General features: G+C 57.9%; 10 protein-coding genes. 6 read left to right on the forward strand and 4 right to left on the reverse strand.

Annotation, left to right across the window (positions count from 1 at the left end; translation table 11 throughout):
- Window positions 1-19 precede the first annotated feature (19 nt).
- The 3 genes from NKJ73_RS05065 to NKJ73_RS05075 are packed head-to-tail and all read right to left on the reverse strand — an operon-like array spanning window position 20 to window position 2901.
- Window positions 20-634 carry a short chain dehydrogenase gene (locus NKJ73_RS05065; protein WP_352565145.1) on the reverse strand — a complete coding sequence of 205 codons (615 nt, stop codon included), beginning with the start codon at window positions 632-634 and terminating at the stop codon, window positions 20-22.
- A 21-nt stretch (window positions 635-655) separates the two neighbouring features.
- Window positions 656-1528 carry a dihydrodipicolinate synthase family protein gene (locus NKJ73_RS05070; RefSeq protein ID WP_352565144.1) on the reverse strand — a complete coding sequence of 291 codons (873 nt, stop codon included), beginning with the start codon at window positions 1526-1528 and terminating at the stop codon, window positions 656-658.
- Between the two features lie 17 nt (window positions 1529-1545).
- On the reverse strand, window positions 1546-2901 hold the full coding sequence (locus NKJ73_RS05075) for an NAD(P)/FAD-dependent oxidoreductase (RefSeq protein ID WP_352568559.1): 1356 nt from the start codon (window positions 2899-2901) through the stop codon (window positions 1546-1548).
- A 136-nt stretch (window positions 2902-3037) separates the two neighbouring features.
- Between NKJ73_RS05075 and NKJ73_RS05080 the strand changes: the two genes are divergently transcribed.
- The 6 genes from NKJ73_RS05080 (at window position 3038) to dddP (ending at window position 10814) form a co-directional block, all read left to right on the forward strand.
- Window positions 3038-3946 (forward strand): LysR substrate-binding domain-containing protein, encoded by a 909-nt coding sequence (locus NKJ73_RS05080; protein ID WP_352565141.1) that lies wholly within the window; start codon window positions 3038-3040, stop codon window positions 3944-3946.
- 258 nt (window positions 3947-4204) lie between these two features.
- Window positions 4205-5743 (forward strand): trimethylamine methyltransferase family protein, encoded by a 1539-nt coding sequence (locus NKJ73_RS05085; RefSeq protein ID WP_352568576.1) that lies wholly within the window; start codon window positions 4205-4207, stop codon window positions 5741-5743.
- A 59-nt stretch (window positions 5744-5802) separates the two neighbouring features.
- The gene (locus NKJ73_RS05090; RefSeq protein ID WP_352565138.1) at window positions 5803-7452 is read left to right on the forward strand and encodes an ABC transporter substrate-binding protein; all 1650 of its coding nucleotides are present in this window, start codon (window positions 5803-5805) and stop codon (window positions 7450-7452) included.
- Window positions 7453-7544: 92 nt separating this feature from the next.
- Entirely contained in the window at window positions 7545-8237 is a 693-nt protein-coding gene (locus NKJ73_RS05095) for a cobalamin B12-binding domain-containing protein (RefSeq protein ID WP_352565136.1), read from the forward strand.
- 144 nt (window positions 8238-8381) lie between these two features.
- Window positions 8382-9350: a GlxA family transcriptional regulator gene (locus tag NKJ73_RS05100; protein ID WP_352568560.1), complete on the forward strand. Its 969-nt coding sequence runs from the start codon at window positions 8382-8384 to the stop codon at window positions 9348-9350.
- Between the two features lie 132 nt (window positions 9351-9482).
- On the forward strand, window positions 9483-10814 hold the full coding sequence (gene dddP, locus NKJ73_RS05105) for a dimethylsulfonioproprionate lyase DddP (RefSeq protein ID WP_352565132.1): 1332 nt from the start codon (window positions 9483-9485) through the stop codon (window positions 10812-10814).
- A gap of 119 nt (window positions 10815-10933) precedes the next feature.
- Here the strand turns inward: dddP and NKJ73_RS05110 are convergent.
- The coding region (locus NKJ73_RS05110; protein WP_352568561.1) for a transposase domain-containing protein at window positions 10934-11139 on the reverse strand (206 nt) is incomplete at its 5' end.

The following is an 11139-nucleotide window of genomic DNA, read 5'->3' on the forward strand; positions in this document are numbered from 1 at the left end:
GGCGACCGATGCAGTCAGGTCAGCGATCTCGTGACCATCCAATCCTGTAAACGCATCCAGTTTGCTTGCCCTCGACACTTTTAACGTAACCAAGCACCACGTCGTTCGTCGCGACAGCCTTCGAACCCCGGAAGTAAGGACTGTACAGCGGAGAGGACTCCTCGAGCATAGTCGGACTCACCAGATTGATCCGACGATCTTGGCGAAGCTCAATTGCAGCACTTCGGATAAATCCTTCGAGCGCGCCATTGACCATCGCGGACGATGTCCCGAGCGATATCGGATCGTCGTTCGTTGGACCGGAAGTCAACGTGAACGATCCTTCCTCACGAAGGAATCCAAGTCCAAGTCTGACAAGGTTCACCTGCCCCATGAGTTTGCTTTGCAAGCCGATCGCATATTGCTCGATGGTGAACTCCGCGAGCGGGGCGAAATGAACGGTGCCGGCTGTGCATATCAGGGCATCGAACTCGCCGATCTGACTGAACATTCGGCTTATGGACGAGGGATTGTCGATATCGACCTGGAAATCGCCGGCGCTTCGGCCAACAGCGATCAGATCATGGCGCCTGGCGAGTTCGGCCGACACGGCCTTGCCGATCACGCCGCTCGCACCAACATGAACGATTCTCACGAAGCCCCGCCTCTCTGCGCCTTACACGCCCAACGGTTCAAGCGAACGGCGAAGCTGCGTTTCCTGATCTGCGGAGAGCTTTCTCAATGGGCTGCGAACATTACCTGTTCCGTAGCCGCGCAGTTGCGCCGCTCGAAGTACTGACGGCGTATAGGGCGACCTCCAGATAAAGAGCAACGAGGGCAACATGCGTTGCCAGAGCGCTAGCGCCTGTTCATATTCCTTACGGTCCACCAATCTATATAGGTCGACCGCTTCAGAAGGCATGTAATTGGCACCGCCCCATATGACGCCGCGTGCCCCGGCCATCAACGCGTAGAGTGTGGTGGTGTCGCAGCCATTGAGGACCGTCCCGCTTGTCTGCAGGTATTCCTGATGGACAGTGAAGTCCCCTGCACTGTCCTTGATGTAGTTGAAGTTCTTCAACTGGGTCAGGCGCTCAAACAGCTGTGGTGAAACCGAAATGCCGGTGGCCTGTGGGATGTTGTAGCCGACCAGGTCGATACCTAGTTCAGCATCGATTGCTTTGTAGAAGTCGAAGATTCCCTGCTCATCACTCGGGCCCTCCAGGTAGGGTGGCAGCACCATCAATGCGTCGGCGCCGACGGACTCCGCGTGACGCGACCTTCTGATGACTTCGTCCATATTCAAAGCGGAGGTCTGGCAAATGACGTTGCAGCGACCAGCTATTCGCTTTGCGCCTACTTCGTAGAGGCGGTTGCACTCGGCCTCGGTAAGATAGGGATGTTGCCCGGTCCCTGCGCCAAGCACCAGCCCGTGAACACCTGCGGCGACGTACTTGTCGATCAGATCCTCGAAAATCGAATAGTTGATCGCACCATTCTCATCGAACGGTGTTTGCATTGCCAGATTTATGCCCTTCAGGTCCGCCATGATCTCTCTCGTTGTATCTAGACTTCAGCGCCGGCCTGTCGGAAACGGACCGCGGTTACGATTCGAACGCCCATCGCTGTGACGGGTCTGGGATAGGGCTTGCTGGGACTAGCGCGCGTCTTGAGGATGTCGACTACCGGCGACGATCGCCCTGACGCCAGGTCGGCTATGGCCTTGCCGAAGGCAGCTCCTCGCGCGACGCCTGTACCGTTGCAGAATGCGGCGCCATAGACCTTCTCCGCCAACTCGCCGAAGACCATTCCGCCATTTTGCGCGAGAGTAAGAAGGCCACCCCAACTGGCCTCGAAGCCGATCGAGGAGAGCTCCGGCCACCGCCGATCGAACGCGATCTGCTGCTGCACCCGAGCCTTCATCACGTCCTGCGTGGTGGTCTTGAAGTCCGTCGCATAGGAATAGACGTTGCGAAGGAACAGCCGGTTGTCGATCGTGCGACGAACCGTCGTGCCGAAGCTGTTGGCTGGGATTAGTCCGTAGGCTCTCTTGTTCCCCACCTGCGAAAGCTCGCTCTCGGTGAGCTGTCGTGTCATGCTCGCAAATGTGTACAGCGGTATGGCGCGGTTGTCGAAGAAACCGAACTTCGTCAGATAGCCTGACGCGCAGATGATGACCTTCGAAGCCCTGATTGTTCCGGCGGGCGTCTCGCAGATGTGCTTCGGCGCCCCGAACTGCACCGCCACGATGGGGGTGTTTTCGTGAACGGTGACGTTCGCGGGCAGGCGCCTTGTCGCATTCTGGAGATACTTCGCAGGCTGGACCAAGACGGTGCCGGGATGATGCAGGGCTTTGATGTAGTGCTTGCTTCCTGTGATCGCCTGGATTTCGGGGGTCTCGACCCAGCTGTAGTTCTGCCCAAGCTTATCCAGTGCCTGCGAAAAGCGGTGCAGATCCTCCACACCATGAGCGGTGGCCGCACTGTGGTATTTTCCCTGCGCGTCCCAGTCGCAATCGACCCCATGCTCTTCGACAGCGCTTCGGATATAGGCGATCCCGTCCAGGTTAACGAACAGCTCTTCCTTGTTCCCCTTGATGTCTTCGACGAAATCGCGCTTCCGAGGATTGTGCGCGAGATCGATGACGAAACCCATGCACCGTCCGGATGCATTGTTCCCAATACGGCCGGCGTCTACCAGGACAACCGAAGACTGCGGGTTGAGTTCGGCAAATCGGCGGGCCGCGTGCAGCCCCATCCAGCCGCCGCCAATCACGAAGCAATCACAAGCAACATCGCCTTCCTGTGGAAGCAGCGCCAACTCCGGTCCGGCAGCAGTGTACCAGCCGGACACAGTCGGTTCGGGATGGGGTGGCTGAACGACTTTGCGCTCTTTCGTCATGGTTTGGTTGAACGAATTCACTGCCAACTCGCTGAGTTAAGGCGACCGATGACGAAGGCTTGGCAACAATCCGCGGTCGCGTTGTTTCCTGTTCAAATAGATCAGTTGGCTGGCGTCTCGTAGACGGAAAAGATAGCGTCTGATATAGACCTGCTTCATGTCAAAGCTTCGTAGCATGGTGCCCTCGACGCATTCGCTTTTTGTCTTCGAAGCGGCTGCCCGCACCCTAAGTTTCAAAAGCGCAGCCAGCGAGCTCAACGTGACGCAACCGAGCGTCTCGCACTCGATCAAGTCGTTCGAAAAGCATTGCGGGACCGCGCTCTTTGCCCGTGATAATCGAGGGGTAGAGCTGACGGAGGCAGGCAGGCAACTCTACGATGAGGTGCGCACGAGTTTCCGCCGTCTGGAACAGCGACTTGAGACCATCTCAGATCGCGGAACGAAGTACATCACTTTTGCTGCGTCGACTTCTCTGGCAGCACATTGGCTTGCGCCTCAGCTCTATCATTTCCAGGAAGAGCATCCCGACGTTAAGATCAAGGTTGTCGCCACCGATCGGGATATCGAGCCCGATCACGAAGTGGACGTCACCGTATGGGTGCGGCCACGGGATTTTGACAGAACCAACAGTTGGTTCGTATGCGACGAGATCATTTTTCCCGTCTGCTCCCCCGCATATCTTCTGGCGCATCCCGCCCCCCAGAGCGTCGATGAGCTGGTTCGACATCAGCTTATTCATTCGTCCGATGCCTTTCGCCGGCGCATGAGCTGGCCCGAATGGGTCGCGCTTGCAGGCGGAGATCCCAGCGAGACGAAACCGAACATTGTATTCAATGACTATCAGCTGACGCTTCAAGCAGCTCTTGCCGGCGAAGGAATCTCGCTGGGATGGTCCCTGACCGCCCAACACCTGCTCAAAAACCGCCTGCTGGTTCGGCCCATCGCGACCGAGATCAAGACCGACCGCGCCTTCTTCCTGTTGTCTAATGGCGATGCAGGCAAAAACAAGAGGTGCAAGGTACTTGTAGACTGGTTCCTCGCGCAGTCGCAGGAATTGCGCCCTTAGACGGCTACCGGCACCGCTGCCCAGGTTCCCGTACCCACCCCAGCCGCCTCGCCTTTCGGGTGTCCTAACTAGGCAACGAGTGCCTGCGCAGTCGATCCAGGTATAAACTGAGTTTAACGCCAGCGAAACCTTTTACGAGTCCTCAGGGCGCTCACAGAACCCTATTGTCAACGTCAATGAGCAGGGCCGCGTTCCGTAAGCGGACCGAGGAAAGCTCTGTTGACGGGGACCTTAGCGCCCCTCTGGGAAAACGCGATGATGGACACTGATACTCCCGTAATCCGACGCCGCGGAGGACGCGCGTCGGTCGTAGCCGCCCGGGAAGCAGAGAAGAGGCCTCGCGTCTCGACGATCAAGTACGGCATTCGACCCGTGGAGGCCGTCACTGCTGAGCAGCTTGAGCGCCTTCACCAGGCTTCGTTGGCGATCTTGCGCGAGATCGGAATCGAATTCCGCGATGAGACAGCGATCCGGCAATGGAAGGAGGCGGGCGCCGACGTCCAAGGCCAACGTGTGCGCCTCGATGGCGAGATGCTGATGCATCTCATCTCCAAGGCGCCATCCCGTTTTGAGATGACATCTCGCGATCCGTCACAGCGTTTCGAGATCGCGCCAGACACAATGACCTTCGGCGCCATGCAAGGCGCGCCAAACGTCCGGGACCTTCAGGGTGTGCGACGCGCATCCACGATCGAGGATCTACGGGACATGAACCGGCTGACCCAGATGCTGCCGGGGTTCCATATCGCCGGCGGGTTCACCTGTGAGCCGACCGACATCGCTGTTCCATGGCGCCATCTGCACATCAACCATTCGAGCCTTGTGGAAACGAACATGCCCTTCTTCGGTCTGACGACCGGGAAACAGCGAGCCGAGGACTCGATCGCCATGGGGCAGATCGTCCACGGCAAGGCCTTTATGGATCAGAATGCGGTGATGCTCGGTCACGTATCGGGAAACTCGCCGCTGGTCTGGGATTCGACCATGCTGGAAGGGCTCCGCGCTTTCGTCGAGGCAAACCAAGTCGTCCTGCTGTCGCCTTTTGTGCTCGGCGCCGCAAACACCCCTGCTGACATCCCGGCCACAATCGCCCAGTTGAACGCCGAGGCACTCGCAGCCCTCGCCTACACCCAGTTGGTCAGGCCCGGCGCCAAAATGATCTATGGGCAATATTCAGTCTCGGTGTCGATGCGGAGCGGCGCCCCGATGTCCGGCATGCCCGAAGTCACGTTGATCAACGCCGTCATCGGCCAGATGGCAAGGCGGTATGGTTTGCCGTGGCGCACGACTGCATCCCAGTCGTCCGCCAAGACCTTTGATGCTCAGTCCGGATACGAGTCGGCGATCGCTTACATGTCGGGGGCGAGCGCAGGCGCGAACCTGATGATGCACGCGGGCGGCTGGGATGAGGCCGGCCTCGTATGCTGCATGGCGAAGTTTGTCGCCGATGCCGAACAGAACCTACTGATCGAAAAATACGCGCGGGGGATTTCGTTCGAGCATTTCGACGACGCTCTCGAGGCAGTGCGGCGCATCGGTCCCGGCGGCCACTATCTCGGAGATTCCTTCACGCTCAAGCGCTTCAAGGACGCATTCTTCGCGCCGGAGATCCTCGATTACCTCAGCTATGAGCAGTGGAAGGTCAAAGGCTCAAAGGACATGGCGCAGCGCTGCCGTGAGAAGGCGAAATCGATCGTCGCGAGCTACGAGCAGCCGCAGATGGATCCAGCCGTGCGCGAGGAACTCGATGCATTCGTGGCGCATCGCCAGGAGGAAATCTCGCCAAGCCTCGCCTAGGCATCCGCCCAATAACCCACGCGATCAATATCCGGGAACCACTAGCAAGGGAGAAGAAAATGGGACTGTTCAGAAGCAATGGGAATCACGTTCCGGCTGCCATCGAAAAAATGGCGAGCGACGTCAAAGCCGGACAAATGGACCGACGCGAGTTTCTCGCGCTTGCAAGCACGTTCGGCGCCTCGGCTGCGATGGCCTACGGCTTGATTGGCGTGGCATTGCCGCAGCCCGCACGCGCGGCCGAGCCGAAGAAGGGCGGGACTCTGCGCGTGTCCATGCCCGTCAAGGCGCAGAAAGACCCACGTACCTATGACTGGGTTGAGCTTGCCAACATTTCTCGGTGCTGGCTCGAACCGCTGGTTCGCTACACACATGAATTCACATTTGAACCTGTCCTGCTGGAAAGCTGGGAGGTCAATGAGGATGCCACCGAATATGTCTTCCATGTCCGGAAGGGCGTGACCTGGAACAATGGCGACGCTTTCGACGCCGATGACGTAGTCCTCAACATCACCCGCTGGTGCGAGAAGGGCGTCTCCGGCAATTCGATGGCCGCGCGCGTCGGGGGACTGATCGATACCAAGACCGGCAAGGCGAGAGATGGAGCGATCGTCAAGGTCGATGACCATACCGTCAAGCTCAAGCTGAGCGACCCGGACATCGCTATCATCGCGAATTTCACCGACTACCCTGGACTGATCGTCCATCGCAGTTTCGATGCCGGCGGCGCTGATCCGGTCGCAAAGCCGATCGGAACGGGCGCCTTCGAACTGGTATCCTACGCGGTCGGCAGCAAGGCTGAAGTCAAACGCCGGGAGAATGGCAAATGGTGGGGCGGCGAAGCTCTGCTGGATGGAGTGCAATTCATCGATTATGGCACCGACTTCCAGGCAACGGTGGCTGCCTTCGACTCCGGTGAGATCGATGTGAACATGGAGACACCGGCGGACTTCATCGACATCCTGGACAAGATGGACGTGGTCAAATCGGAGGTCGCCACCGCAACGACACTGGTGTGCCGCACCAACACGGCCAACAAACCCTATGACGACAAGAAGGTCCGCAATGCGCTGCAGATGGCGGTAGACAACAAAACCATCCTTCAACTCGGCTATGCAGGGCGCGGAACGGTCGGCGAAAACCACCACGTCGCCCCGATCCATCCGGAATATTTTGCATTGCCTAAGAAGAGCCGGGACGTCGATGGCGCGAAGAAACTCATTGCTGAATCCGGTCATGCCGAGTTCGAGCATGAACTGATTTCGATCGACGAAGACTGGCAGAAGAATACCGGTGACGCCATTGCGGCGCAGCTTCGAGAGGCCGGCATCAAGGTCAAGCGCACGGTGCTTCCGGGTTCGACTTTCTGGAACGACTGGGCGAAGTATCCCTATTCGCTGACCGTCTGGTACATGCGGCCGCTCGGGGTTCAGGTCCTGGCGCTGGCTTATCGCACTGGCGAGGCTTGGAATGAGACTGCTTACGCAAACGCCGACTTCGATGCCAAGCTCAAAAAGGCGTTCTCGGTCAGCGACGCCGCCAAGCGGAAGGAACTGATGAAGGACATCGAAGATGTGCTTCAGGATTCTGGGGTCATCATACAGCCGTTCTGGCAAAGCCTCTTTGGTCACATGAACAAAAAAGTTCAGAACTATGCAATCCACCAGACTTTCCAGATGGATTTGCAGAAAGTCTGGCTGGCAGCCTAGCAGACTCCCGAGGCTCCAACCGGAAGCCTGGTCGGTGCCCCATCGAGCATGGGGTACCGACCTCCTTTGAACTATGCGTGAGGCGACCCGACATGGCCGACGACGAGATCATCCTTTCCGAGCTTTCCGACGACGAGTTGGTGCAGCAGATGCACGACGACCTCTATGACGGGTTGAAGGAAGAGATCGAGGAAGGCACCAACATCCTGATCAAGCGTGGCTGGGTGCCGTACAATGTGCTGACCGAGGCGCTGGTCGAAGGCATGCGTATCGTCGGCGAGGATTTTCGCGACGGCATCTTGTTCGTTCCCGAGGTGCTGCTGTCGGCCAACGCCATGAAGGCCGGCATGTTCATCCTGCGTCCGCTGCTCGCCGCCACCGGCGCGCCCAAGCAGGGCAAGATGGTGATCGGCACCGTCAAGGGCGACATCCACGACATCGGCAAGAACCTGGTCGGCATGATGATGGAAGGCGCCGGCTTTGACGTCATCGACCTCGGCATCAACAATGCGGTCGAGAAATACATGGCAGCGATTGAAGAGCACCAGCCCGACATCATCGGCATGTCGGCACTGCTGACCACGACCATGCCCTACATGAAGGTCGTCATCGACACGATGAAGGAAAAGGGCATTCGCGACGACTATGTCGTGCTGGTTGGCGGCGCGCCGCTCAACGAGGAATTCGGCAAGGCCGTCGGCGCCGATGCCTATTGCCGCGATGCGGCCGTGGCAGTCGAAACCGCCAAGGACTTCATGAAGCGCAAGCACAACGTCCGCGGCTGATGGCGGCGGTATCCATCCTGCAAGACGCTGGTGCCAACGCCCGCTCGATGTTGATGACCGTCAACGAGGATGTATGACCTTATGAATGCGCCATTTTCAGCAGGAGACAGTTCGAGGATCGTGGGGTGGGATCCCAGCCGGCAGGTGATCGACACCCACGACGTGTACCGACTGGTCATTCTTGCACTTCCGGGATTTTCTCAGCTCGGCCTTTCTTCCTTCGTGGATCCGCTTCGCCTTGCCAATTCGATCTCCGGACGATCCGCCTTCGAGTGGACGATTGCGAGCCCGGATGGCCAGCCAGTCGAATGCGCCAGCGGGTTTATCCTTTCGGTCGGCGGTAATTTTGCCGGCATTGGAGAATGCATTCAGTCCGGCAGGGGACCAAGCATGGTCATCGTCTGCGCGGGCGAGCCGGTCCAAAAGCAGATGTCGACTTCCCTCACGAAGATTCTTCGGCTTTGCAAGCGGCAAGGGGTTCCAATCGCGGCGTTGGGTACCGCCACATGGCTGCTGGCGGAAAGCGGATTACTCGACGATACCGCTTGCACAATCCATTGGAACCAGAGGGCCGCCCTCTCGGAAAAGTTCGGCCGCCTCCAGGTTACCGACCAACTGTTCGTTCGCGATCCTCACCTCCTGACTTGCGCAGGAGAATTCGCGTCCTTCGACCTCGTTATGGAGGTGATCAGCGAGCGCCTTGGCAGAGACATCGCGTTGGCTGTCTGCCGACATACGACTGCCGGCCATTGGCGTCCCGCTTCAGATAGACAATCGACCGTCAATGCTGGTGAAACCGGCATCTGCAAGTCGCTTGCAGACGTCATTCAAATCATGGAGGAGCATATTGAGGATCCACTGCCGCTCCGCTACATCGCAAAATGCGTCGGCCGCTCCCAGCGTCAGATCGAACGGCTTTTCCAGCAGTCAACGACGTGGTCTCCCATGCGATTCTATCTGCATTTGAGACTTAGCCGCGCCAAGCGTCTCATTGAACAGACAGAGTTGCCCGTTGTCGAGATCGCAATCGCATGCGGTTTCGCGTCGGCCTCGCATTTTTCGAAATGCTTCCGCCAGGCCTTCGGCCTCAATCCAAGTGCTTGTCGAGGCTGATAGCGTACAAGTCCAGGATGAATGGACCGTATGCCGGGCAATATTTTCCGCCTTCAGCAGCGCGGAGTCCCGAGCGAAATCCGTCAACTCGGCAGTACACCGACACATCTTCAGCAGTAGGAATCATCAAGAATGTCCTCGTTTTCGGTCGCGAAGAACAAAATTGATCCGACGCGCCGGGCGACGGCGCTGAAGCCGGATGGAACCATAGACGAAAACGATCGGGTGGAGATCGGACCGACAGATGTCGCTTTCGCCGAGTGGGCAGCGCTAGGCCTCACTCCTCCAAACCTGGAACGGATGAGGAAAACCCGTCTAGACCGTATCGTGCAGCAACTGCGCCAACGGGATTACGCCGGCGTGCTGTGCTTCGATCCACTGAACATCCGATATGCAACTGACTCCTCGAACATGCATCTTTGGATCATGCACAATCCATCACGTGCTGTTTTTGTTTCAGCCGATGGATACGTTGTTCTTTGGGACTTCCATCGTTGCGGGCACCTTTCGGAGCATCTGCCATTGGTGAACGAGATTCGCGCGGGCGGTGCGGGCTTTTACTATTTCGTGTCTGGCGATCAAGAGGAAGCCGTTGCCAAGGATTTTGCAGGGCAAATTGATGAGCTGTTACGAACCCATGGAGGCAAGAACCGCCGACTTGCGGTCGACAAGATCGAGATCCCCGGCTTGCGCGCGCTGGACGCCGCCGGCATCGAAATCTGCAACGGTATGCAACTCATGGAGCATGCAAGGGCTGTAAAGGGTATCGACGAGATCAATGCCATGCGCTGCTCCCTGGCAACGTGCGAAATTGCGGTTGCGAAAATGCGCCAGCTTTTGCGACCAGGTATTGCAGAAACTGAATTGTGGTCAGTTCTCCATGCTGAAAACATTGCGCGCGGAGGTGAATGGATCGAGACACGAATACTCACTTCTGGCCCGAGGACAAATCCCTGGATGCAGGAAGCAGGACCGCGAAGGATAGCAGCAGGAGATCTGGTGGCCTTCGATACCGATATGGTGGGACCATACGGTATGTGCGCGGACTTTTCGCGAACCTGGTTTTGCGGTGATGGGCGCCCGAGCGATGAACAACGCAGACTCCACGCCATCGCTCTCGAGCACATTACGACCAACATGGAACTCTTGCAGCCGGGCATCTCATTCACTGAACTCACCCAGCGGGGCCATAAATTGCCGAAAGAATTCGTTGATCAGCGATACGGCATAATGATCCATGGCATCGGGCTGTGCGACGAATATCCTGCAATCTACTACCCTGAAGACTTTATTCCAGGAGCGTTTGACTATGCTCTTGAGCCTGGCATGACTTTGTGTGTCGAGGCTTACGTTGGTGCCGTTGGAGGCCGTGAAGGGGTAAAACTTGAAGAGCAGGTCCTGATAACAGAAGACGGCTATGAGAAGCTTACGAAGTGTCCTTTCGACGCTGCGTTGATGAGTTGAGCTGCGGCCATGAGCCGGGGAGGCCGGAGGCGGTTAATGCGTAAGCGCGATTTTCCCTGCACGTTGACGCCGGCGCTTTCGACGGATGGCCTTCGAATCGGGAACGGTATCTGGTCTGATCAGACTGCTGTTGCTTTGGCGAAGTTGAAGGGCAGCAGATCGTAGATATCAGCGTCCTCGTTGCGTTGAGGCAATTCGGTGAGGACGTGGCGCAGCCAGGCTAACGGCTCGACGCCACAAGCGCGGCAGGTCAACATCAGGCTGTAGATGACGGCGCTGGCCCTGGCTCCGTCGACGGTATCGCTGAACAGCCAACTTTTCCGGC

Origin of the sequence: Mesorhizobium sp. M0074, assembly GCF_040322975.1 — a bacterium.
GTDB lineage: Bacteria > Pseudomonadota > Alphaproteobacteria > Rhizobiales > Rhizobiaceae > Mesorhizobium.

Excerpts from the sequence above, each read along its gene's own strand:
- NKJ73_RS05070 (WP_352565144.1), bottom strand. The coding sequence starts at position 1,528 with ATGGCGGACCTGAAGGGCATAAATCTGGCAATGCAAACACCGTTCGAT.
- NKJ73_RS05080 (WP_352565141.1), top strand. The coding sequence starts at position 3,038 with ATGTCAAAGCTTCGTAGCATGGTGCCCTCGACGCATTCGCTTTTTGTC.
- NKJ73_RS05085 (WP_352568576.1), top strand. The coding sequence starts at position 4,205 with ATGGACACTGATACTCCCGTAATCCGACGCCGCGGAGGACGCGCGTCG.
- NKJ73_RS05090 (WP_352565138.1), top strand. The coding sequence starts at position 5,803 with ATGGGACTGTTCAGAAGCAATGGGAATCACGTTCCGGCTGCCATCGAA.
- NKJ73_RS05095 (WP_352565136.1), top strand. The coding sequence starts at position 7,545 with ATGGCCGACGACGAGATCATCCTTTCCGAGCTTTCCGACGACGAGTTG.
- dddP (WP_352565132.1), top strand. The coding sequence starts at position 9,483 with ATGTCCTCGTTTTCGGTCGCGAAGAACAAAATTGATCCGACGCGCCGG.